The sequence below is a fragment of the Streptomyces sp. NRRL B-1140 genome (assembly GCF_001280065.1).
In the GTDB taxonomy this organism is placed as follows: Bacteria; Actinomycetota; Actinomycetes; order Streptomycetales; family Streptomycetaceae; genus Streptomyces.
This window is the reverse complement of the sequence record NZ_LGEA01000148.1, coordinates 88,750-110,547: the sequence shown is the minus strand read 5'-3', so window position 1 is coordinate 110,547 and position 21,798 is coordinate 88,750. Positions and strand designations below refer to the sequence as shown.

Annotated in this window: 18 protein-coding genes; 5 read left to right on the top strand and 13 right to left on the bottom strand. The window is 72.9% G+C overall.

Annotated features, from left to right (window positions below; translation table 11 throughout):
* Nucleotides 1–5 precede the first annotated feature (5 nt).
* A complete protein-coding gene (locus ADK65_RS33765) occupies nt 6–1,289 on the bottom strand; it encodes an MFS transporter (RefSeq protein WP_053674958.1) in 1,284 nt (427 codons plus the stop codon).
* Between the two features lie 169 nt (nt 1,290–1,458).
* Between ADK65_RS33765 and ADK65_RS33760 the strand changes: the two genes are divergently transcribed.
* On the top strand, nt 1,459–3,510 hold the full coding sequence (locus ADK65_RS33760; protein ID WP_053674956.1) for a phosphocholine-specific phospholipase C: 2,052 nt from the start codon (nt 1,459–1,461) through the stop codon (nt 3,508–3,510).
* Here ADK65_RS33760 and ADK65_RS33755 read toward each other — a convergent pair.
* Nucleotides 3,500–4,447, bottom strand: a complete 948-nt coding sequence (locus tag ADK65_RS33755; RefSeq protein ID WP_053674954.1) for a hypothetical protein — start codon at nt 4,445–4,447, stop codon at nt 3,500–3,502. The two genes, ADK65_RS33760 and ADK65_RS33755, sit on opposite strands and share 11 nt — an antisense overlap.
* Nucleotides 4,444–5,247 (bottom strand): phosphatase PAP2 family protein, encoded by an 804-nt coding sequence (locus tag ADK65_RS33750; RefSeq protein WP_053674953.1) that lies wholly within the window; start codon nt 5,245–5,247, stop codon nt 4,444–4,446. Before ADK65_RS33750 ends, ADK65_RS33755 begins: the two co-directional genes overlap by 4 nt.
* Before the next feature lie 167 nt (nt 5,248–5,414).
* Between ADK65_RS33750 and ADK65_RS33745 the strand changes: the two genes are divergently transcribed.
* A complete protein-coding gene (locus ADK65_RS33745; RefSeq protein ID WP_053674951.1) occupies nt 5,415–6,023 on the top strand; it encodes a TetR/AcrR family transcriptional regulator in 609 nt (202 codons plus the stop codon).
* A gap of 153 nt (nt 6,024–6,176) precedes the next feature.
* Here ADK65_RS33745 and ADK65_RS37705 read toward each other — a convergent pair whose 3' ends face one another.
* A complete protein-coding gene (locus ADK65_RS37705) occupies nt 6,177–7,487 on the bottom strand; it encodes a DUF2510 domain-containing protein (RefSeq protein ID WP_078956278.1) in 1,311 nt (436 codons plus the stop codon).
* Nucleotides 7,488–8,174: 687 nt separating this feature from the next.
* Between ADK65_RS37705 and ADK65_RS33735 the strand changes: the two genes are divergently transcribed.
* On the top strand, nt 8,175–10,859 hold the full coding sequence (locus ADK65_RS33735) for an ATP-binding protein (RefSeq protein WP_053674949.1): 2,685 nt from the start codon (nt 8,175–8,177) through the stop codon (nt 10,857–10,859).
* Nucleotides 10,860–11,055: 196 nt separating this feature from the next.
* Here the strand turns inward: ADK65_RS33735 and pcaD are convergent, their stop codons facing one another.
* The 7 genes from pcaD to ADK65_RS33700 form a co-directional block, all read right to left on the bottom strand.
* Nucleotides 11,056–12,174, bottom strand: coding sequence for a 3-oxoadipate enol-lactonase (pcaD, locus tag ADK65_RS33730; protein WP_053674947.1), 1,119 nt, complete (start codon nt 12,172–12,174; stop codon nt 11,056–11,058).
* Nucleotides 12,171–13,466, bottom strand: coding sequence for a 3-carboxy-cis,cis-muconate cycloisomerase (gene pcaB / locus ADK65_RS33725; protein ID WP_053674945.1), 1,296 nt, complete (start codon nt 13,464–13,466; stop codon nt 12,171–12,173). Before pcaB ends, pcaD begins: the two co-directional genes overlap by 4 nt.
* Complete coding sequence (pcaG, locus tag ADK65_RS33720) at nt 13,463–14,068, bottom strand: protocatechuate 3,4-dioxygenase subunit alpha (protein ID WP_053674943.1); 606 nt, start codon at nt 14,066–14,068, stop codon at nt 13,463–13,465. The genes pcaB and pcaG overlap by 4 nt, the downstream gene beginning before the upstream one ends.
* A 6-nt stretch (nt 14,069–14,074) precedes the next feature.
* Nucleotides 14,075–14,848 carry a protocatechuate 3,4-dioxygenase subunit beta gene (gene pcaH / locus ADK65_RS33715; RefSeq protein WP_053674941.1) on the bottom strand — a complete coding sequence of 258 codons (774 nt, stop codon included), beginning with the start codon at nt 14,846–14,848 and terminating at the stop codon, nt 14,075–14,077.
* Between the two features lie 87 nt (nt 14,849–14,935).
* The gene (locus ADK65_RS33710; protein ID WP_053674939.1) at nt 14,936–16,138 is read right to left on the bottom strand and encodes a thiolase family protein; all 1,203 of its coding nucleotides are present in this window, start codon (nt 16,136–16,138) and stop codon (nt 14,936–14,938) included.
* Nucleotides 16,135–16,779 carry a CoA transferase subunit B gene (locus ADK65_RS33705; RefSeq protein WP_053674937.1) on the bottom strand — a complete coding sequence of 215 codons (645 nt, stop codon included), beginning with the start codon at nt 16,777–16,779 and terminating at the stop codon, nt 16,135–16,137. The genes ADK65_RS33710 and ADK65_RS33705 overlap by 4 nt, the downstream gene beginning before the upstream one ends.
* Nucleotides 16,779–17,534: a CoA transferase subunit A gene (locus ADK65_RS33700; RefSeq protein WP_053674935.1), complete on the bottom strand. Its 756-nt coding sequence runs from the start codon at nt 17,532–17,534 to the stop codon at nt 16,779–16,781. Before ADK65_RS33700 ends, ADK65_RS33705 begins: the two co-directional genes overlap by 1 nt.
* Nucleotides 17,535–17,737: 203 nt before the next feature.
* On the opposite strand from ADK65_RS33700, the gene ADK65_RS33695 reads away from it, so the two are divergent.
* Nucleotides 17,738–18,202, top strand: coding sequence for a MarR family winged helix-turn-helix transcriptional regulator (locus tag ADK65_RS33695; protein WP_053674933.1), 465 nt, complete (start codon nt 17,738–17,740; stop codon nt 18,200–18,202).
* Nucleotides 18,203–18,240: 38 nt separating this feature from the next.
* On the opposite strand, the gene ADK65_RS33690 is transcribed toward ADK65_RS33695, so the two are convergent.
* Nucleotides 18,241–19,221: a DUF3048 domain-containing protein gene (locus ADK65_RS33690; protein ID WP_053675189.1), complete on the bottom strand. Its 981-nt coding sequence runs from the start codon at nt 19,219–19,221 to the stop codon at nt 18,241–18,243.
* A gap of 204 nt (nt 19,222–19,425) precedes the next feature.
* Here ADK65_RS33690 and ADK65_RS33685 point away from each other — a divergent pair, with 204 nt between their 5' ends.
* Nucleotides 19,426–20,616 (top strand): zinc-dependent alcohol dehydrogenase, encoded by a 1,191-nt coding sequence (locus ADK65_RS33685; protein WP_053674932.1) that lies wholly within the window; start codon nt 19,426–19,428, stop codon nt 20,614–20,616.
* Between the two features lie 13 nt (nt 20,617–20,629).
* On the opposite strand, the gene ADK65_RS33680 is transcribed toward ADK65_RS33685, so the two are convergent.
* Nucleotides 20,630–21,694: an ATP-dependent DNA ligase gene (locus ADK65_RS33680; protein ID WP_053674930.1), complete on the bottom strand. Its 1,065-nt coding sequence runs from the start codon at nt 21,692–21,694 to the stop codon at nt 20,630–20,632.
* Between the last annotated feature and the right edge of the window lie 104 nt (nt 21,695–21,798).

The following is a 21,798-nucleotide window of genomic DNA, read 5'->3' as shown; positions in this document are numbered from 1 at the left end:
ACGCTTCACCGCCGCAGCGCCGCGTGAGCCGTCTCCGGCAGCCGCAGGTACACCACCGACGACACCAGGCAGATCACCGCGACGTACCACGGGAACAGCCCCGAGTGCCCCTGCTCCTTGAACAGCGTGCCCACGTACGGGGCCGTGCCGCCGAAGAGGGCCACCGTCAGGGAGTAGGGGAAGCCGATGCCCGCGGCGCGGACCCGGGGCGGGAAGATCTCCGCGTTCACGGCCGCGCTGATCGAGGTGAAGCCGGTCAGCAGCACCATGCCCGCGCACTGCACGAGCAGCAGCACGGTGAACGAGTCGCTCAGGACGTGCAGCAGCGGCACCGCGAGGAGCGCGAAGCCCAGGCCGAAGAAGAGCAGCAGGGGGCGGCGGCCGAAGCGGTCCGAGAGCAGACCGCCGAGCGGCTGCAGCAGGGCGAAGAACGCCAGTGAGATCGTGCCCGCGAGCAGCGCGTCCGACTTCTCGACGCCCGCGTTCAGTTCGGCGTACGTCGGCAGGTACGACGTCCACGTGTAGTAGGCGATGGTGCCGCCCGCCGTGATGCCGGCGATGAGCAGCGACTCGCGCGGGTGCCGGCGCAGCGCCTCGAACAGGCCCGGGCGCGGGCCCTGCTGCTGCTCGGCGCTGCGGGTCTCCTGCGCGCCCTGCCGGATCCAGAACCCGACCAGACTCAGCACGGCGCCGAGCACGAACGGCACCCGCCAGCCCCAGCCGTTCATCTGCCCGTCGCTCAGCGTGTCCACGAGCAGGGTGGCGACCGCGGAGGCGACCAGCTGCCCCACCGTCGTCGACACGTACTGGAAGCTGGAGAACAGCCCGCGCCGGCCGGGCCCCGCCGACTCCACCAGGAACGTCGTCGAGGCCGCGAACTCGCCGCCCACGGAGAGTCCCTGCAGCAGCCGGGCGAGGACGAGGACGACCGGCGCCAGGACGCCGACGGCCGCGTAGGTCGGGGTGAGCCCGACCAGGAGGCTGCTGCCGCCCATCAGCAGGATGGTGACCGTGAGGGCGGCCCGCCGCCCGTGCCGGTCCGCGACCGCGCCCATCAGCAGCCCGCCCACCGGCCGCATGAAGAAGCCGACCGCGAACACCGCGAACGTGGACAGCAGCGGCACCAGCGAGTTGTCCGCGCTCTTCGGGAAGACCTGGGCGGCGATGTACGTGGCAAGAAACGTGTAGGCGTACCAGTCGTACCACTCCACCGCGTTGCCCACCGAGGCGGCGAGGAGCTGGCGAACGGGCCGTTTCGTCGGCGGGGAAACCGTCTGCGTCTCTGTCACGCCCCTCACCCTCCCCCGGCAAAGCCCGGGCACACCGTCCGTACCGGCGACTTTCACACGAGTGTCACGTGCCCCTTCCTCGGCGTTTGGTGTCCCTGAAACACTCCTTCCGCGCAGATTCCGTCAGGTTCCGGCCATCCCGCACCTCAGGATGAGAGGTCTGTCCTTCATGTCCGAAGTAAACCGGCGCCGCTTTCTCCAGCTCGCGGGTGCCACCACGGCCTTCAGTGCCCTGTCCGCCAGCATCCAACGCGCCGCCGCCCTTCCGGCGAACCACCGCACCGGGTCGATCGAGGACGTCGAGCACATCGTCGTCCTCATGCAGGAGAACCGTTCCTTCGACCACTACTTCGGCACCTTGAGAGGCGTCCGCGGCTTCGGCGACCCGCGTCCGGTCACCCTGGGCAACGGCAAACCGGTCTGGCACCAGGAGAAGGACGGCAAGGAGATCCTGCCGTTCCACCCGGACGCCGACGACCTCGGCATGCAGTTCCTGGAGGGCCTGCCGCACTCCTGGCCCGACGGCCACCAGGCCTACGACGGTGGTGCGTACGACCGGTGGGTGCCCGCCAAGGGCACCACGACCATGGCGTACCTGACCCGCGAGGACATTCCCTTCCACTACGCCCTCGCCGACTCCTTCACCGTCTGCGACGCCTACCACTGCTCGTTCATCGGCTCCACCGACCCCAACCGCTACTACATGTGGTCCGGGTGCACCGGCAACGACGGCACCGGCGGCGGCCCGGTCCTCGGCAACGACGAACTCGGCTACGGCTGGACGACCTACCCCGAGCGCCTGGAGCGGGCCGGCGTCTCCTGGAAGATCTACCAGGACATCGGCGACGGCCTCGACGCCCAGGGCTCCTGGGGCTGGATCCAGGACGCCTACCGCGGCAACTACGGCGACAACTCGCTGCTGTACTTCGACACGTACCGCGACGCCAAGCCCGGCGACCCCTGGTACGACAAGGCGCGCACCGGCACGAACGCCAAGGCCGGCCAGGGCTACTTCGACCTGCTGCGCGCCGACGTCAACGCCGGCAAGCTGCCGCAGATCTCCTGGATCGCCGCCCCCGAGGCCTTCTCCGAGCACTCCAACTGGCCCTCGAACTACGGCGCCTGGTACATCGCGCAGGTCCTCGACGCCCTCACCTCCAACCCGGAGGTCTGGTCGAAGACCGCCCTGTTCATCACCTACGACGAGAACGACGGCTTCTTCGACCACGTGGTGCCGCCGCTGCCGCCGAAGGACGCCTCCTGCGGACTGTCCACCGTCGACGTCTTTCTCGACCTCTTCCCGGGCGACGCCAAGAACACGGCGGGCCCCTACGGCCTCGGTCCCCGGGTGCCGATGCTGGTCGTCTCGCCGTGGAGCAAGGGCGGTTACGTCTGCTCCGAGACCTTCGACCACACCTCGATCCTGCGGTTCATGGAGCGCCGCTTCGGTGTGCGCGAGACGAACATCTCGCCCTGGCGGCGCGCCGTCTGCGGTGATCTGACGTCCGCGTTCGACTTCTCCCGCACGGACGCGCGCCCCGCCCCGCTGCCCGGCACCGACGGCTACGAGCCGCAGGACCGCGAACGCCACCCCGACTACAAGCCGGTCCCGCCCGCCGACCCGCGCATGCCCCGCCAGGAGCGCGGCCTGCGCCGCTCCCGGCCGCTGAAGTACGCCCCGCACGTGGACGCCTCGGTCGACACCGCGGCCGGGAGGCTCACCCTCACCTTCGCCACCGGGGCGAAGGCCGGCGGCGCCTTCCATGTGACCTCCGGCAACCGCACCGACGGCCCCTGGATGTACACCACCGAGGCGGGCAAGACGCTCTCCGACACGTGGAACTCGGCGTACTCCGGCGGCTCCTACGACCTGACCGTGCACGGCCCGAACGGCTTCGTGCGCGTCTTCAAGGGCTCGAACAAGGCGGCCGGCTGCGAGGTCACCGCCCGCCACACCGGCGGCGACATCGAGCTGACCTTCACCAACAAGGGCTCCGGCGCGGTCCGTCTGAAGCTCACCGACGCGTACGGCGGCCGGCCCGCGACCGTCACCGTCCGTCCGGGCGCGAAGGTGTGCCGGACGGCCGAACTCGCCGGCAGCCGCCGCTGGTACGACCTGACCGTCACCGCCGAGGGCGACAAGGCGTTCCTGCGGCGGTTCGCCGGGCACGTCGAGAACGGCCGGCCGGGGGTGAGCGACCCGGCGATCATCACCGCGTAGCAGGAGTGAGGTGCCCCGGATCGCGCGGCCGGGGCACCAGCGCCGGTTCGGGCGTGGCCGAGCCGGCCTCCAGAGCCAGGAGGGCCGCAACCGGGTGATCGTCGCCGACCGGGGCTGCCGGGGGTGCCGTCCGGGTCAGCAGCAGCACGCCCCAGGACGCGACGGCCGCCCCCGCGAGCGCGAGCAGCATGCCCGCAGGACCGCCCTGGAGGCGTTCGCCGAGCAGCGACAGGCCGATCACCGCGGCGGCCAGCGGGTTGGACAGGGTCACCATCGCGAGGGGTCCGCCCAGACCGCCCCGGTACGCCGTCTGCGACAGCACCAGCCCGCCGGCCGCGAAGGCCGCCACGAGCAGGGCCACGCCGACCACCTGGACGCTCAGCACCGGGCCGGACCGGTCCGTCGCGGCCACCGTCACCGTCTGAGTGAGGGCCGAGGCGACCCCGGAGGCCAGACCGGACGCGGTCGCGTGCCGCAGCCCGGGGCGGGCACCGGGCCGGGACAGCACCCCGATGAACGCCGCGGTGGCGCCGGCCACCGCAAGCGCCTCGGGGACGCTCAGCACACCGTCGGGCGCCGGACCGGACGCCGTGACCAGGACCGCGCCCAGTCCCAGGAGGGTCAGGGCGGTGCCCTTCCACTCGGCCGCGCTCACCCGCCGTCCCGCCATCCGCGCGCCCATGGGCACCGCCGCGACCAGGGTGAGAGCACCGAGCGGCTGCACCACGGTCAGCGGGCCGTACCGAAGGGCGACGACGTGCAGCAGGGCGGCCGATGCGTTCAGTCCGACCGACCACCACCAAGCGCCGCTGCCGAGCAGCGTGCGCGTGCCCGCGGCCGGGGAGCGGGAGGCGAGCCGCTCCTGGGCGACCGCGGCGGCGGCGTAGGCGACGGCCGAAACGAGGGACAGGGCGACGGCGATCACCACGGTGTTCATCGGCCGGCTCCCACGAGCGCCTGCTCGTCCCGCTGCGCCGGTACGAGGCGGCCCGGCGTCCGCCCGGCGGTGCTCGCCGTGCGGTGCGGCAGGGGGATGAGCGCGAGGGCGAGCCCGAGCAGGGCTGCGGCCACGAGCGCGTCGAGCCAGTAGTGGTTGGCGGTGCCGACGATCACCAGCAGGGTCAGCAGGGGATGCGTCAGCCACAGCAGGCGCCACCGCGAGCGGGTGGCGGCGATCAGCCCGATAGCGACCATCGAAGCCCAGCCGAAGTGCAGCGACGGCATCGCCGCGAACTGGTTCGACAGGGAGTCCGTCGTGGGGTTGCCGTACACCGACGGCCCGTACACCCGCGCCGTGTCGACCAGGCCGGTCGCGGCCAGCATGCGGGGCGGGGCGAGCGGGAACAGCAGATGCAGCACCAGCGCGGCGGCCGTGACCGCGGCCAGGACCCGGCGGGCCCAGACGTAGTGGGCCGGCCGGCGCAGATAGAGCCAGATCAGGAAGGCGGCGGTGGCGGGGAAGTGGACGGTCGCGTAGTAGGTGTTCGCCAGGTGCGCCAGGCCGTCACCGTGCAGCAGGAGCGATTGCACGGCGCCCTCGCCGGGGAGATGGACCGCCCGCTCGAAGTCCCACACGCGGCGCGCGTTGTGGAAGGCCTCGCCGGTGTGGCCCGTGGCAAGCTGCCGGCCGAGTTTGTAGACGAGGAAGAGCCCTGCGACGAGCAGGATCTCCCGGACGAGCGGCGGTCGCGCTACGGCGTCGGACCCCGCCGGTTCAGGCTCGGTGCGGGCATTCATCCCCCGGCCCCTTCGGTGACGGTGGTGCTCTTATCGGTACGAGAGCGTACCGATACGTCAGTGTACCGATACGGTCGCGTACCGGTACACTGGCGTATCGATAGACGAAGAACACACCGTCGGCCGGGAATGCTCCGGCCGCCCGAGGGAAACCAGGAGCCCCGCCCATGACGCCGCAGGCCGCGGACCGGCCCGAGCCGCTCGGTGCCTCGCGCCGCTCCAAGATCACGCCCGAGCGTGAGCAGGAGTTCTACGACGCCGTCCTGGAGCAGCTCCGTGAGTGCGGCTACGACTCCGTCACCATGGAGGGGATCGCCGCCGACACCCGGTGCAGCAAGTCCACGCTCTACCGCCAGTGGAAGACCAAGCCGCAGCTGGTGGCGGCGGCGCTGCGCTCGCACCGGCGGACGCGCTGCATCGACACCGGCTCGCTCGCCGGGGACCTGCGGGAGGCGGCCCGGGCGGCGGGAGAGCTGTCGGGCCGGGACACCAAGCTCCTCCAGGCGCTCGCGCACGCGGCCCCTCAGGACCCGGAGTTGCAGCGTGCCTTGCGCGAGGCGCTGGTGGAACCGGAGATCGCCGCGCTGAAGGAGATCATCCGGCGCGGGGTCGAACGGGGGGAAGTGCCCGCCGACCTCCCGGCGCTGGAGTACATCCCGGCGCAGATGTTCGGCGTCCTGCGCGTCCGGCCCGTCCTGGAGGGCGAGTACGCGGACCCGGACTACCTGGTCCGGTTCGTGGAAGCAGCCCTGCTGCCGGCCCTGGGCCTGACCTGAAGCCCGGGCCGCCGTCCGCCGGATGACCGGACGGTGACCCGACCGCGCCGACCCGTGGGGACGGGGGCGGCGCGCATCCCCCGGCCGGGTGGGGTGCCCCTGTGAGCGGCGGGGGCGCCCCACCCGGCCGGCCGGGCTGTGGGGCGCCGGGCGTCAGACGTCCTGGCCGTTGCCGCTGCCCGTGGACACCTTGATGCCCTTGGTGATGTCGTCCAGCACGGTCTCCTTCTGGTCCGCGTCGACGCCGAACCGCACGACCACCATCAGCTTCGCGTTCGCGGGGGAGGGGAACGCGAGCGACTCCACGATGCCGTCGGCGCCCTTGCTCGTGACGGCCTTCCAGCGCACCAGGTAGCCCTGTTGCCCGGCCACGGTCACGGCCTTGGAGTCCAGTACGTCGTGGGAGGTGATCCCGCCGTAGGACTTCCCGCCGTAGGACTCCTCGGCGTTCTTCGCGATGTCCGCCTTCGCGATCTCCTCGGCGGTGGCGCCCTTGGTGCCCAGCGCCAGGGCCGGGGCCGAGTAGGCGCCGCCCTTCGTGCAGGTCGAGGAGGTGTCGCCGGGGCACTTGTAGGACTCGTCGGACGTCACCTGGGCGCCGGCCTGGGCCTGCTGGCCGTACCAGCCCTTCGGGATCGGCAGGCTGATGCCGCTGACCGCATCGGTCACCGAACCGCTCCTGATCTTCGGCGGCCGGGACTGCTCGGGCCGCGGACTCTGCCCACCGGACCCGCCGTCGCCGTTGTCTCCGGACCCTCCGGATCCACCCGAGCCGCCCGGTCCGCCCTGACCTCCGGGGGCGCCCGGCCCGCCGGGCGCCTGTGAAGTGGGCGAACCGCCCCCGCCGTTGTCCGTCAACGCGTAGACGCCCACACCGATGCAGGTGAGGACGACTACGGCTGCGGCGACGGCGGCACCTATCCGCAGCCGCCGCCCCTTGCCTCCGGGAGGCGCGGTGGGGTAGGCGGGGTAGCCGGCATACCCGGCGGACCCCGCGAACGCCCCGGTCCCCGGCTGCCCGGCAGCACCCGCGTAACCGGCGGCTGCGGGACCCCAGGCCCCCGGGTACTGTCCGGCTCCGGCTTGCCCGGCCGGGTTCGGATGCCCTGCGGCGGCCGGTGTCGCGGCGCCGGGCGGACCGGCTTCCGCCGTCCCGGGGGCAGCCGGGTCCGCGGCCCCCGCGGTCTGCCCGGTTTCCGGGCCCTCGGCCCCGCTCCGGTCCTCGGCGGCAGCCGGACGCTCCGCCGGTGCCGGGGGCTCGGCGGGCGGCACGTCGGGTGCCGTCCGCTGCGTCGATGCGGAGCCGGCGGACGCCGGGCCCGTCGGGGGACCCCAGGTCGCGGGCGGCTGCGCCGGGCGGATGCGGTCCGTCCAGGCCCGGCCGTCCCACCAGCGCTCGGTGGCGGGCCCGTCACTTGTCTGTCCGGGATCGGCGTACCACCCGGGAGGAGTCTCCTGCGTCATGCCCCCACCGTATGAGGCGTCGGTGAAAGAGGCATGAGAGGAGTCGGAACCGGCTGTTCCGGCAGCGGTACCGTCGGCCGCCGGACCGCCCGTGACGGAAGCCGCGCGTCCCGTTCCCGGGGGGGCGCCGACACCGGCACACCGGGACACCTGCCCCGTGCCTGCAGGTTCGGTCTCCGGCAGGCCGTGCAGCTCGGTAACCCGATTACGGCGAGGGCGAATGCCTCCTCGGCGTCCGACGGCAGACCGACGTCGTCCGAGGTACGCACGGCCGAAAGACGCCGCCCCGGCGGGTCCGAAGGAGGGTCGAGGGCGAAGAAGGCGTACGTCCTGACCGGAGGCTCGGCCGTGCAGTCGCCCTCCTGCGTGAGGAACCGTGCCGTGATGATCGTCGCGGAGCAGCCGCCGCCGACGCCGAACTCGTACCGGTCGATGGGACGGCCCGCGGCCCCGGGCGTGCCGTCCGCGGGGCCACGCCGCTGCCCCTCGTCACTGAATGGACGTCACCTCCCTTGCCTTTGCACGCCGTTGACCCCAAGGCGGCTGGTGGCAGGACAAGTGCGTCGCCCGGCCGCACCCGGTGTCACCCGTCACGGCAAGAGGTGCACCGACCACCCTCCACTCGGACAATCGGACGGCTACGCTCGATGTCTGTACGTCGTTCGGGCGACTTGGGGAGGGAGCGGGATGACGGAGGTACGGCCCACGGCCGCGGCCTCGGCTTCCCTGTGGGAGCGCGACGAGGAGGTCGCCGCCGTCGAGCGGGCGGTCGACAGCCTGTGCGCGGACCGTTCCTCGTCCGGCGGGCTGCTGGTCTTCCGCGGCGAGGCCGGACTCGGCAAGACCGCCCTGCTGGCCGAAACCCGCCGCATCGCCGAGGCCCGCGGCTGCACGGTCTGGTCGGCACGCGGCGGCGAGACCCTCAGGTCGGTCCCCTTCAACGTGGTACGTCAGTTGCTGCAGCCGGCGCTGGTGTCCATGCTGCCGGAAGAGGCGCGCGAGTACCTCGGCGACTGGTACGACATCGCCGGCCCCGCCCTCGGCATCGCGGAGCCCGGCGACCGGCAGGCGGACCCGCAGGGCGTGTGCGACGGCCTGGTCGCGGCCGTGCGCCGGCTCGCCCGCCGCGACTGGCCACTGGTGCTGATGATCGACGACGCCCACTGGGCGGACCAGGAGACCCTGCACTGGCTCGCGGGACTCGCCGAGCGCCTCGACGAGATGTCCGTCCTGGTCGTCGTCACCCGCCGCCACGAGGAGATCTCCGGCGCGAGCGCCCGCCACCTCGACACCGTCGCCGCCGCCGCGCACGGCCCCGCCACGACCCTGAGCGCCCTCACCCCGGACGCGACGGCCGGACTCACCCGCGCCACCCTCGGGGAACACGCCGACGCCGCGTTCTGCCGCGAGGTCTGGGCCGTCACCGCGGGCAACCCCTACGAGACCGTCGAACTCCTCGCCCGAGTACAGGACAGCGAACTCGAACCGGTCGAGGCCCGGGCCGGTGAACTGCGCGACCTGAACCGCTCGGCCCGAGGCGGCGGCCTCGTCGCCCGCCTGGAGGAACTCGGCATCGACGCCACCAGGTTCGCCTGGGCCGCCGCCATCCTCGGCACCGGCATCTCCACCGACCTGGTGGCCAAGCTCGCCACCCTGCGACCGGACGACGCCCGCCGCTGCGCCGAACTGCTGCGCACCGCCCGTATCCTCACCGCACCCGACCCCGCGACCGGCCACAGCACCGAGGGCGACCTCGAGTTCGTCCACCCGCTGATCGCCACCGCCGTCTACAACTCCATCCCCGACGCCCTGCGCACCGCCATGCACGGCATCGCGGCGCGGATCGTCACCGACGAGGGACACAGCGCCGCGACGGCCGCCCGCCACCTCCTGGAGGTCCACCCGGACGACGACGAGGAACTCGTCACACAACTGCGCGAGGCAGCCCGCGAGCACCTCGCCGTCGGCGCCCCCGACGCGGCCCGCCGCTGCCTGGAACGCGCCCTGAAGGAACCGCCCCGGCCCGAGTCGCACCCGCAGGTGCTGTACGAACTGGCCGAAGCCACCTTCCTCACCGCGCCCGCCCGCACCATCGGCCATCTGCGGGCCGCGCTCGGCATGCCCGGCCTCCACGGCGGCCGGCGGGTCGACGCCGTCTTCCGGCTCTCCCAGGCGCTGCTCCACAACGACCAGCTGGAGGAAGCCGTCCGCACGGTCGAGGCGGAGGCCGCCCGGCTCCAGCCGGGCCCCGACCGGATGCGGCTGCAGGCCGCGCAGTTCATGTGGGAGGGGCTGCACGCCGGCGAGGCGGCCTCCCCCGGCCGCTCCCAGCGGCTCGCCGACCTCGCCCGCCCCTGCACCGGACGGGACAACTCCGAACGCGCCCTGCTCATCCTGCGCGGCTTCGACGCCCTGATGCACGGCGAGAACGCCGAGGAGGTCGCCGAGCTGTGCGACCGCGCCCTCGTCAACGGCCGTCTCGCGCCCGGGCTCGGCTGGACCGACACCGAGTGGGGCATCGAACTGCTGCTGATGCTGGCCAACGCCTACGGCTTCACCGACCGCCTCGACCGCGCCGAGACCCTCTACAACGAAGCACTGCGCGCCTACGAGACGGCAGGCTGGAGCGGCGGCCACCTCGCCCTGGCCCACGCCTACGTCGGGATCGGTCACCGCAGGCGAGGCCGTCTGAAGGAGGCCGAGGCGTCCCTGCGCGAGGCACTGCGCCTGGCCGAACGCGTCGGCCGCGGCCTGCCCCTGTACTGGTCCGCGACCTGCAGCCTCGTCGACACCCTGCTCGCCCGCGGCCAGGTCGAGCAGGCCTGGGAGGTCGCCGAACGGCACGGCTTCGCCCCGCCCTACCCGTCCACCATCGTCCTGCCCGATCCCCGCTCGGTGCGCGGCCGCCTGCTGCTGGCCGTCGGCCGCACCAAGGACGGCATCAACGAACTGGAGGCCGCGGAGAAGGCTGCCGCGGCCCGCGGGCACCACAACCCCGTACTGGTCCCCTGGGCGGCCGACCTCGCCCGCGCCCTGCGCACCGAGGACCCGGCCCGTGCCGCGCGGCTCGCCGTCGACGTACGCCGCCAGGCCGAGCGCTTCGGCACGGACACGGCGATAGGGGAAGCCCTGCGCTGCGCCGCCGACCTGGAGACCGGCCAGCGGGCGGTCCGGCTCTACGGCCAGGCCGTCACCTACCTGGAAGCCTCGCCCTGCCAGTACGAACACGCGGCGGCCCGCATCGAGTTCGGCATCGCCGCCCGCTCGGCGGCCGACCTGCACCGCGGCCTGGACCTGGCGGTCTCGTGCGGGGCCGACGGACTGGCACAGCGGGCACGTGCCGCGCTCAGGGCGGGTGTCGGCCCGGCGTAGGGCGGGCGCGGAGCGGCGGGCCGGGCCCGCCACCGGCGGAGACCTCCGGGCCGCTCAGGGCCGGTGAGCCGGGCGGCCTCCCCGCACGCCGCCACCGCGGCAGCCGTCCGTGGACTCGTCCATGGCCGGAGCGGTGAGGCAGGAGGGTGCGAGACCGGCCGGGCTCATGACATGCGGGGCCCTCGTCCGCCGGCCCTCACGAGATGCCGTCCTCTTCCGCCAGCACCCGCTGGGCCGTCGCGAACGCCGAGTTCGCCGCCGGCACCCCGCAGTACACGGCCGTCTGGAGCAGCACCGCGCCGATCTCCTCCGGGGTGAGGCCGTTGCGCCGGGCCGCGCGGACATGCATGGCCAGCTCGTCGTAGTGGCCGTGTGCGACCAGCGCGGTGAGGGTGATCATGCTGCGCTCACGGCGGGACAGCGTCGGATCGGTCCATATCTCGCCCCACGCGTAGCGCGAGATGAAGTCCTGGAAGCGGGCCGTGAACGGGGTCTGGCGGGCCTGCGCCCGGTCGACGTGCTGGTCGCCGAGCACCTCGCGTCGCACCGCCATGCCCAGAAGGGCGCCCTGACCGAAGTGGGCGCGCAGGGCGGTCAGCACCGCCTCCGGACACTGGGCGGGGGCCAGGTGCGAGGCCCCCGGCAGCTCCACGAGCGTCGCGCCCGGCACGGCGTCGGCGATCTCCCGCAGATGGGCGGGGGGCGTCGCGGGGTCCTCGCGGCCGGCGACCAGCAGGGTCGGCACGGCGATCTCCGGCAGCCGGTCGCGCAGGTCGAACGCGGCGAGCGCGTCACAGCACGCGGCGTACGCCTCCGGGTCGGCGTCCCGGTGGTCCTGGACCAGGCGCGGCACGGTGAAGTCACCGGCGAACCAGCGCGCGCCGGCGTTGTCCGCCAGCCCGGCCAGCCCCTCCCGCCGTACCAGCGCGGCCCGCTCCTCCCACGGCCCGGGCCCGTTGAAGTGGGCCGACGAGCAGATCGCGGCGAGCGACGTCAGGCGCTCCGGAGCGTGCACCGCGAGATGCAGCCCCACGGCCCCGCCCAGCGACACGCCCGCGTACGCGAACCGCTCGATGCCGAGCGAGTCGGCGAGCGCCAGCACCAGTTCGGCGAGGTCGCCGACCGTGGCGCCGGCTTCGATGAGACCGGCCGCCGAACCGCCGTGCCCCGGCAGGTCCCAGCGCACCACCCGATGGGTGACGGACAGCTCGGGCGCCACGTCGTCCCACAGGGCGTACGACGTGCCGAGCGAGGGGCCGAGCAGCAGCGGGGGAGCGGAGGCGGGCCCTTCGGCATGGTGGTTCAGAAGTGTCAACGTCGCTCCAGAGCACGGTCGGTGAGGACTCCGGCGGAGCCCGTGTAATGGGCCGGATCGAGATCCACGTCGGCCAGCTCGGGGGCCTCGGCCAGCGGTTGCCCCTTGGAGGCCAGCCTGGTGAGGAGCTCCTTGGCGCGGGCGCGGCCGAGTACCGGGGTCAGTTCGGCGGACAGCCGCTCCGAGACGATCAACCCGTGCGTGCTGTCCAGGTGTTCGCGCATGGCCTCGGGCCTGACCCGCAGCCCCTCGGCCAGTTCGGCGGCGTCACGAGCGGCACCGCCGGTCAGCCGCAGCAGGTCCCGCAGCGGTTCCCACTCGGCGTGCCAGGCCCCGGCCGGGCGTTCGTCCTCGGCGGCCATGGACCCGTACAGCGTCGCCGCGAGCTGGGGCGCCCGGCGCGCGACGGAGGCGATCAGGGTGGACCGTACGGGGTTGGATTTGTGCGGCATGGCGGACGAACCCCCGCCGCTGCCCTCCGCCACCTCGGCGATCTCGGTGCGCGACAGGATGAGGACGTCAGCGGCGACCTTGCCCAGCGCGCCCGCCGTGAAGGCGAGGCATCCGGCGAGGTCGGCGACCGGTGTCCGCAGGGTGTGCCAGGGCAGTCCGGGTGCCCGCAGACCGAGTTCCCGGGCGTACGCCTCCGGAAGCCCGGCCGGATCGCTCGCGCCGTACGCCCCGAACGCCGCCAGCGTCCCCGCCGCGCCCCCGAGTTGGACGGGCAGCGACTCCCGGACGGCCCGCACCCGGTCCCGCGCGTCCAGGACCAGTGACCGCCACCCGGCCGCCTTCAGCCCGAAGGTGGTCGGTACGGCGTGCTGGGTGAGGGTCCGCCCCGGCATCGCGGTGTCGCGGTGCTCGGCGGCCAGCCGGGACAGCGCCCGTTCGCCGCGGCCGAGGTCGGCGAGGACCACGTCGAGGGTCCGCGCGGCGACCAGCATCGTCGCCGTGTCCATGATGTCCTGGCTGGTCGCGCCCCGGTGGACGTAGGACCCGTACGCCTCGCCCACGGCCCTGGTCAGATCCCCGACCAGCGGGATGACGGGGTTGCCGCCCGTGCGGGCGCGTTCGGCGAGAGACCGTACGTCGAAGGCACCGGAGCGGGCGGCCTCGGTGACCGCCGTAGCCGCCTCGGCAGGGGCGAGCCCCATGGCGGCCTGGGCGCGGGTCAACGCGGCCTCCGCGTCGAGCAGCGCCCGCAGGTACGCCTCGTCGCCGGTGGCGGTCGCGGCCTCCGAGCCGGCCCAGCCGGGGGCGAGCAGGCCGGTGTCGCCGGGGTGCGCTGTCACGTGAACTCCAGGAAGACCGTCTCGCCCTCGCCCTGAAGGCGGATGTCGAAACGGTACGTGCCGTTCCCCTCCTCCGCGGCGATCAGCGTGTCGCGCCGAGCGTCCTCCAGCCCGGACAGCAGCGGATCGGCCGCGAGCACCGCCGCGTCGCCCGGCAGGTAGATGCGGGTGTACAGATGCACGAGCAGGCCGCGCGCGAACACGCACACGCTGAGGTACGGGGCGCTGCGCCCCCGTGCGCCGGGCCGCAGGGTGCGCGCGTACCAGTGGCCGTTCGCGTCGGTCTGGATGCGTCCCCAGCCCGTGAACTCCACGCCGTTGCGCCCGAGGAAGCCTCCGGAGGCCGGGTCGCGCCGCATGGAGCCGTCGGCCGTCGCCAGATTGCCGTCGGGGTCCGGCCCCCACAGCTCGATCAGGGCGTCCGGCAGTGGGTTGCCCTCGCCGTCGGTGACGTGACCGTGCACGGTGACGGTGTCCGGATGCCCGAGGGGCGCGATGTCCTCACCGCCGCGGAACGGCAGGGCGTGGCCGTAGAACGGGCCGACGGTGTGCGACGGGGTGGGCAGCACGGCATCGGGCCGGTTGGTGTCGATCTTCGTCATGGCCGCTCAGCGCCCTTCTTCGATCCAGGTGGCCTGCGGGCCGTCCAGCACGATGTCCCAGTGGTAGCCCATCGAGAACTCCGGCACCGACAGGCTGTGGTCGTACGTCGCGACCAGCCGCTGCCGGGCGGCGTCGTCCGTCACGGACTGGATGATGGGGTCGTAGGGGAACAGGGGGTCGCTCGGGAAGTACATCTGCGTCACGAGCCGCTGGGTGAACGCCGAGCCGAAGACCGAGAAGTGGATGTGCGCCGGCCGCCAGGCGTTGACGTGCTGGCGCCACGGGTAGGGGCCCGGCTGGACGGTGGTGAAGCGATAGTGGCCGTCGGCGTCGGTGAGGGTGCGGCCCACACCGGTGAAGTTGGGGTCCAGCGGGGCGTCGTGCTGCTCGCGCTGGTGGGCGTAGCGGCCCGCGGAGTTGGCCTGCCATATCTCCACGAGCTGACCGCGCACGGGGCGTCCGTCGCGGTCCAGCAGCCGTCCGGAGACCGTGATGCGCTCGCCGATCGGCTCGCCGTCGTGCTGCCGGGTGAGGTCGTTGTCGATCTCGGTGATGTCCCGCTCCCCGAAGGCGGGGGAGGACAGCTCCACCAGCTCCGGGTCCTTGCTGACGTCGATGGTGACCGGCGGCTGCTTGGGGTGCCGGAGCAGCGAGGACCGGTAGGGCGCGTAGTCGCGGCGCGGCTGGTGCTCGACGGGCCCGCCGTCGGCGAGGCGCTTCTCGTACGCGGCGCGCTCGGCCGCGATCTCCTGATCGATGTCGTGCTGCGTGAGAGTCATGAGGGTCCCTGAGGTTCTTGAGGATCGTGCCCCGTCAGGGGCGCGGAGAACTGCGCGGCCGGCCACATACGGCCCGCAGCCGAACGCCTAACGCTCCAGAACGAGCGCAAGCCCTTGGCCCACGCCGATGCACAGCGTGGCCACACCGACGCCGCCGCCCCGCCGGGCAAGCTGATGGGCGACGGTCCCTGCGAGCCGCGCCCCGGACGCACCCAGCGGATGCCCCAGGGCGATCGCCCCGCCCCGCGGATTGAGGATCGCGGGATCGAACTCGGGCCACTCGGCCACACACCCCAGCACCTGCGCCGCGAACGCCTCGTTCAGCTCCAGCACGGACAGGTCGCCGAACCCCTTGCCCGCCTTGGCCAGCGCCCGGTTGACCGCCTCCACGGGCGCCAGCCCGAAGTAGTGCGGGTCGGTCGCGGCGACACCGGTGGCGGACACCCGGGCCAGCGGCTCGCGCCCCGTGGCGCTCAGCCCCTCCTCGTCGACGAGCAGCAGCGCCGCCGCACCGTCGTTCAGCGGTGAGGCATTGCCTGCCGTCACGGTGCCGCCCTCCGCCCGGAACGACGGCTTCAGCCTCGCCATCGCCGCCAGGGAGGCGTCCGGGCGGACGCATTCGTCGGCGGCGAAGAGCACGGGATCGCCCTTGCGCTGCGGGACCGGCACGGACACCAGCTCACCGTCGAACAGGCCCTCGGACTGCGCCCGGGCGGCCTTCTCGTGACTGCGCAGGGCGAACTCGTCCTGCTGCTCCCGGCCGATCTTGTGCTTGTCCGCGATGAGTTCGGCCGACTCGCCCAGCGGGATCGTCCACTGCGGCTCCATGCGCGGGTTGACCATCCGCCAGCCGAGCGTCGTCGAGTACAGCTCGGTGTGCCCGGCCGGGAAGGGGTTGCCGGACTTGGGCAGCACATAGGGCGCCCGGGTCATCGACTCCACGCCACCGGCCACGGCGATCGAGGCGTCTCCGACGGCGATCGCGCGGGCCGCCTGGATCACGGCCTCCAGACCGGACGCGCACAGCCGGTTGACGCTCACGCCCGGCACCGAGGTGGGCAGCCCCGCCAGCAGGGCGGCCATGCGGCCGACGTTGCGGTTCTCCTCTCCGGCGCCGTTGGCGTTGCCGAAGTACACGTCCTCGATGCGCGCCGGGTCCAGATCCGGGGTGCGGGCGAGCAGTTCGCGGATCGCGTGCGCGCCGAGGTCGTCCGGGCGGACCGAGGCGAGAGCGCCGTTGTAGCGGCCGATCGGCGTGCGGACCGCGTCGACGATGTAGACGTCCTTCACTTCAGGCCCTCCGGCACGGTCAGTTCGGCGTCCGTCCTGGCGGCGATCTCGTCGGCGGTCACACCCGGCGCGGTCTCGACCAGGACGAGTCCGTCGTCGGTGACGTCGAGGACGCCGAGGTCGGTGATGACGCGGTTCACGCAGCCCTTGCCGGTCAGCGGCAGGGCGCACTCGGTGCGGATCTTCGGCGAGCCGTCCTTGGCCGTGTGGGTCATGACGACGACGACCGTACGGGCGCCGTGCACCAGGTCCATCGCCCCGCCGATGCCGGTGATCAGCTTGCCGGGGACGGCCCAGTTGGCCAGGTCGCCCCGCTCGGACACCTGCATGGCACCGAGCACGGCCACGTCGATGTGCCCGCCCCGGATCATCGAGAAGGACAGCGCCGAGTCGAAGAAGGAGGCCCCCGGCAGGACCGTCACCGTCTCCTTCCCGGCGTTGATCAGATCCGGGTCGACGGCGTCCTCGGTGGGGTAGGGGCCGGTGCCCAGGATGCCGTTCTCCGATTCGAGGACGACCTCGACGCCCTCGGGGAGGTGGTTGGGGATGAGCGTGGGCAGGCCGATGCCGAGATTGACGTACTGGCCGTCCCGCAGCTCCCGCGCCGCCCGTGCGGCCATCTCCTCACGCGTCCAGGCCATCAGGACCTCACCGTCCGCTGCTCGATGTTCTTGTCCGTCGCCTGCTCCGGGGTGAGCGCGAGCACCCGCTGCACGAAGATGCCCGGCAGGTGCACCGCGTCCGGGTCGATCTCACCGGGCTCCACCAGCTCTTCCACCTCGGCGATCGTGACCTTCCCGGCCATCGCGGCCAGGGGGTTGAAGTTCCGGGAGGACTTGTTGAAGACGAGGTTGCCGTGCCGGTCGCCACGCGCGGCCCTCACCAGGGCGAAGTCGGTGCGGATGCCCCGCTCCAGCACGTACTCGGTGCCGTCGAACTCCCGGACCTCCTTCGGCGGGGAGGCGAGCGCCACCCCGCCCTGGCCGTCGTAGCGCCAGGGCAGCCCGCCGTCGGCGACCTGGGTGCCGACACCGGCCGGGGTGTAGAAGGCGGGGATCCCGGCGCCGCCGGCCCGCAGCCGCTCGGCAAGCGTGCCCTGCGGGATCAGCTCGACCTCCAGCTCCCCGGCCAGGTACTGCCGGGCGAACTCCTTGTTGGCGCCGATGTAGGAACCCGTGACCCGGGCGATCCGGCCGGCGGCCAGCAGTACCGCCAGGCCCGACTCCATCGCCCCGCAGTTGTTGGAGACCACCGACAGCCCGGCCACACCGCGCTCGTACAGCGCCCCGATCAGTACGTTCGGTACACCGCTCAGCCCGAAACCGCCCACCGCGAGCGACGCGCCGTCCGGCACGTCGGCCACCGCCTCCAGCGCTGTGGCGACCACCTTGTCCATCCGAGAGGCCCCATCTCTTCCAAGCGACCCGATCGAATTAATCAGGGCACTGAGTATTTCTACGAGCTGCCCTCACGCTGCCACCGAGAGACGAGGGCGTCAAGACCCCGGAAAGCAGGCGGGTCGACCTGTGCAGGGCCGGGAGACAGCGGCCGTCGTGTTGAGTATTGTTCAGTGCACCAACGAACGAGCGAGGGGTGCACATGGCGGCCGCGGACCTCACCACCCACCCCGGGCACCTGGCCCGGCGGCTTCAGCAGGCGCACTACCTGCTGTGGAACGCGATGGTCTCCGAGGAGATCACCTCGCCCCAGTACGCGGTCCTCAACACCCTCGTCGCCGAACCCGGACTGGACCAGCGCACGGTGGGGGAGCGGGTGGGGCTCGACCGGTCCACCATCGCCGAGGTGATCAGCCGGCTCAGCCGGCGCGGACTCCTCGACAAGGTGCGTGACCCCCAGGACGGCCGCCGCTCCCTGCTGCGTCCCACTGACGAGGGAACGCGCACGCATCGCAGGCTGACCGTGCGCACCGCCCGGATGAACCAGGTGTTCCTCGCCCCGCTGACCGCCGACGAGCGAACCGTGTTCTTCGACCTCATCCGGCGGGTCGCGGACGCGGCCGAGGGGCTCCGCAACCCCGAGGAGCCCCTGGTGGCGCCCCGCTGAGGGAGCCCGGCCGGGAGGTGCCAGGGCGCCCGGGCCGGTCAGGGCGCCTTGGCGAACACCACCCACACCGGGCCCTCGGCGAAGTTCACCGGAGTGCCGTCGCCGGTGGTGAAAGCGGTACCGTCCGTGGCCTCCTGCCGCTTCCAGTTCACCTCCCAGGCCCGCCCGTCGCGCAGCACCTGCGCCGTGCCCGAGCCGACCGTCTCGGTGTACGGCGTGTTGTTGCCGAGGAAGTCGCGGAAGGCGGACTCGCGCACCTTCACGTACTGCACGACGACCGTCGCGGCCGCCATCCGCTCGCCGTCGGCCGTCGTCGCGGGCGTGCCGTCCATGCCGATCAGCCAGCGGTCGCGGGAGTCCGACCAGGTGAAGGTGAACCGGGCTGCCGGGTAGCGCACGGTCCGGGAGTTCGTCGCCGTGCCGCCCGCGGGTGCCGCTCCGTAGTGGAAACCGGTGGTCAGGGCGGCCTCGCCGGGGGCCTTGGGGACGATCCGCCCGGGCCGGAGGTAGAGGTTGTGCGGGGCGGGCTCGCCGGAGCCGCGGAAGTAGGCGTCGGCCGCGTTGCCCGGTGTCTCCGCCCGCAGCGGCGCCCTGTCGATCAGCGGCAGGAGCTTCTTCTGGGCACCGGAGAAGGCGAGCGTGGGCCGCTCGAACTGGCGCAGCAGCTCCAGGTCCGACTCGCGGGCGCTGCGCACCGGCCCCACCGCCTCCGGCAGCCGGGTCGCGTACACCGCCATCAGCCGGCTCAGCCCGCCCTCGACCTGCTCCGCGTAGACCACGTCCGCCGCGTCGACGCCCGTGTGCGGACGGGCCACGGGCGCGTTGTCGATCTTGACGGCGAGCGCGGAGGGGCCGGTCACCGACGGGGACGCGGTGTGTTCCGACTCCTTCGGGGAACCCCGTCCGTCGTCGCCCGGTCCGCTGCCGGCGGTGCAGCCCGCCGCGAGGGCGGCCGTCGTCGTGGCGACGAGCAGCGCCGCCGCCGTCGTGGCGCGCCGTCCGCGTGCCCCTCGTCTCATGCCCACCGTCGCCACCGCGCCTCATGTCCTCGATGTGTCTTGATTGTGCGCTTATCTGACCATCGATGGCCACCGGCGATCGTTCCCGTCGGGGAGGTGTCCGGGCCGCGTCCGTCGATCGGCTCAAGGTTCAGCGCGGGGCGTCCGGGTACCCGGACGGCGCCGTACGACCGACGCGCACGCTGACGGAGGGAGCGCGAGGCGATGAGGGCAGTGACCTGGCAGGGCAAGCGGGACGTCCGGGTGGAGAACGTGCCCGATCCGACGATCCAGGAGCCGACGGACGCGATCATCCGCATCACCTCCACCGGGCTGTGCGGGTCCGACCTGCACCTGTACGAGGTGCTCACCCCGTTCATGACCCCGGGCGACATCCTCGGCCATGAACCCATGGGCATCGTCGAGGAGGTCGGTGCGGGCGTCCAGGACCTCCAGGTGGGGGACAGGGTCGTGGTGCCCTTCCAGATCGCCTGCGGCAACTGCTGGATGTGCCTGACCGGCCTGCCCACCCAGTGCGAGACCACCCAGGTGCAGGGCGAGGGCATGGGCGCCGCGCTGTTCGGATACACCCGCCTGTACGGCTCGGTGCCGGGCGCCCAGGCCGAATACCTGCGCGTCCCGCAGGCGCAGTTCGGCCCGATCAAGGTCCCCGAAGGACCGGCCGACGACCGTTTCGTGTACCTCTCCGACGTCCTGCCCACCGCCTGGCAGGCGGTCGCCTACGCCGACATCCCCGAGGGCGGCAGCGTCGCCGTGCTCGGTCTCGGCCCCATCGGCGACATGGCCTGCCGAGTCGCGCAGGTGCAGGGGGCGGGAAGCGTGTTCGGCGTGGACCTGGTCCCGGCGCGGCTGCGCCGGGCGAAGGCACGGGGCGTGGAGACCTTCGACCTCGGGTCCTTCGACGAGGAGAAGGAACTCGTCGAAGCGATCCGCGACCGGACCGACGGCCGCGGCCCCGACGCCGTGATCGACACGGTCGGCACCGAGGCCCACGGCAGCGCGGCCGCCCGCATGGTGCAGAACGCCGCCGCGCTCCTGCCCCGCAAGCTGGGCGGCCCGATCGCCGAGCGGTTCAGTGTCGACCGTCTCGCCGCACTGCACACCGCCATCGAACTGGTGCGCCGCGGTGGCACCATCTCGCTGTCCGGCGTCTACGGCGGTATGGCGGACCCGATCCCGCTGCTCACCCTGTTCGACAAGCAGATCCAGATGCGCATGGGGCAGGCCAACGTCCGCCGCTGGACCGACGAGATCATCCCGTACCTGACCGACGAGGACCCCCTCGGCGTGGACGACTTCGCCACCCACCGGGTGCCGCTGTCCGAGGCGCCGCACGCGTATGAGATGTTCCAGCGCAAGCAGGACGGCGCGGTGAAGATCCTCATGCAGCCGTGAGGGCAGCAGGCCCCTAGGCGCCGAGGATCTCGGCCAGGTCGTAGCGGACCGGTTCCTCCAGTTGCGCGTAGGTGCAGCTCTCGGGGGTCCGGTCCGGGCGCCAGCGGCGGAAACGGGCGGTGTGCCGGAAGCGCTGCCCGTTCTCCATGTGGTCGTACGCCACCTCCGCCACCCGGTCCGGACGGAGCGGCACCCAGGACAGGTCCTTGCGGCCGGACCAGCGGCTCGGCGCCCCCGGCAGCCGGGCCGTCTCGTGGGCGGCCTCCTCGGACCACGCCGCCCACGGATGCCCCGACACGTCGTCCAGACGCAGCGGCTCCAGCTCCTCCACGAGTTCCGCGCGCCGTTTCATCGTGAAGGCGGCGGAGACTCCCACGTGCTGGAGGGTCCCCCGCTCGTCGTACAGGCCGAGCAGCAGCGAACCCACCACAGGGCCGCTCTTGTGAAGGCGGTACCCGGCGACCACCACATCCGCCGTCCGCTCGTGCTTGACCTTGAACATGGCACGCTGATCCGGCCGGTAGGGCACGGTCAGGGGCTTGGCGATGACACCGTCGAGACCGGCCCCCTCGTACTCCTCGAACCACTGCCGCGCCACCTCGATGTCCGTGGTCGCCGGAGCCAGGTGCACCGGCGCCCGCACCCCGGACAGCTCAGCGGTCAGCCGCTCCCGCCGCTCGGTCAGCGGCGCGTCCATCAGCGACGCGTCTCCCAGCGCCAGCACGTCGAACACGACGAGCGAGGCCGGCGTCCGCTCCGCCAGCGTCCGCACCCGCGAGTCCGCCGGATGGATCCGCTCCGTCAGCGCGTCGAAGTCCAGATGCCCCTCCCTGGCGATCACGATCTCCCCGTCCACCACGCACCGCTCGGGCAACCGCTCCCGCACGGCCGTCACAAGCTCCGGGAAGTACCTGGTCAGAGGCTTTCCTGTACGGCTGCCCAGCTCGACCTCGTCCCCGTCGCGGAACACGATGGCCCGGAAGCCGTCCCACTTGGCCTCGTACTGCATCCCCGCGGGAATCGCGGCCACCGACTTGGCGAGCATCGGCAGGACGGGGGGCATCACCGGGAGCTCCATGGATCGACTCTACGAGTCGTCCACGGCGTCCGCCCGTCAGCGCCGAGTCGGCCGGAACCGCGTCACCTGCCCGATCGGCGCCGGTCAGACCGGAGCTCCGGCCC

What these genes read in the sequence shown, in the direction of transcription:
- ADK65_RS33760 (WP_053674956.1), top strand. Translation starts at nt 1,459, where the DNA reads ATGTCCGAAGTAAACCGGCGCCGCTTTCTCCAGCTCGCGGGTGCCACC.
- ADK65_RS33755 (WP_053674954.1), bottom strand. Translation starts at nt 4,447, where the DNA reads ATGAACACCGTGGTGATCGCCGTCGCCCTGTCCCTCGTTTCGGCCGTC.
- ADK65_RS33750 (WP_053674953.1), bottom strand. Translation starts at nt 5,247, where the DNA reads ATGAATGCCCGCACCGAGCCTGAACCGGCGGGGTCCGACGCCGTAGCG.
- ADK65_RS33745 (WP_053674951.1), top strand. Translation starts at nt 5,415, where the DNA reads ATGACGCCGCAGGCCGCGGACCGGCCCGAGCCGCTCGGTGCCTCGCGC.
- ADK65_RS37705 (WP_078956278.1), bottom strand. Translation starts at nt 7,487, where the DNA reads ATGACGCAGGAGACTCCTCCCGGGTGGTACGCCGATCCCGGACAGACA.
- ADK65_RS33735 (WP_053674949.1), top strand. Translation starts at nt 8,175, where the DNA reads ATGACGGAGGTACGGCCCACGGCCGCGGCCTCGGCTTCCCTGTGGGAG.
- pcaG (WP_053674943.1), bottom strand. Translation starts at nt 14,068, where the DNA reads ATGACGAAGATCGACACCAACCGGCCCGATGCCGTGCTGCCCACCCCG.
- pcaH (WP_053674941.1), bottom strand. Translation starts at nt 14,848, where the DNA reads ATGACTCTCACGCAGCACGACATCGATCAGGAGATCGCGGCCGAGCGC.
- ADK65_RS33705 (WP_053674937.1), bottom strand. Translation starts at nt 16,779, where the DNA reads ATGGCCTGGACGCGTGAGGAGATGGCCGCACGGGCGGCGCGGGAGCTG.
- ADK65_RS33700 (WP_053674935.1), bottom strand. Translation starts at nt 17,534, where the DNA reads ATGGACAAGGTGGTCGCCACAGCGCTGGAGGCGGTGGCCGACGTGCCG.
- ADK65_RS33695 (WP_053674933.1), top strand. Translation starts at nt 17,738, where the DNA reads ATGGCGGCCGCGGACCTCACCACCCACCCCGGGCACCTGGCCCGGCGG.
- ADK65_RS33690 (WP_053675189.1), bottom strand. Translation starts at nt 19,221, where the DNA reads ATGAGACGAGGGGCACGCGGACGGCGCGCCACGACGGCGGCGGCGCTG.
- ADK65_RS33685 (WP_053674932.1), top strand. Translation starts at nt 19,426, where the DNA reads ATGAGGGCAGTGACCTGGCAGGGCAAGCGGGACGTCCGGGTGGAGAAC.
- ADK65_RS33680 (WP_053674930.1), bottom strand. Translation starts at nt 21,694, where the DNA reads ATGGAGCTCCCGGTGATGCCCCCCGTCCTGCCGATGCTCGCCAAGTCG.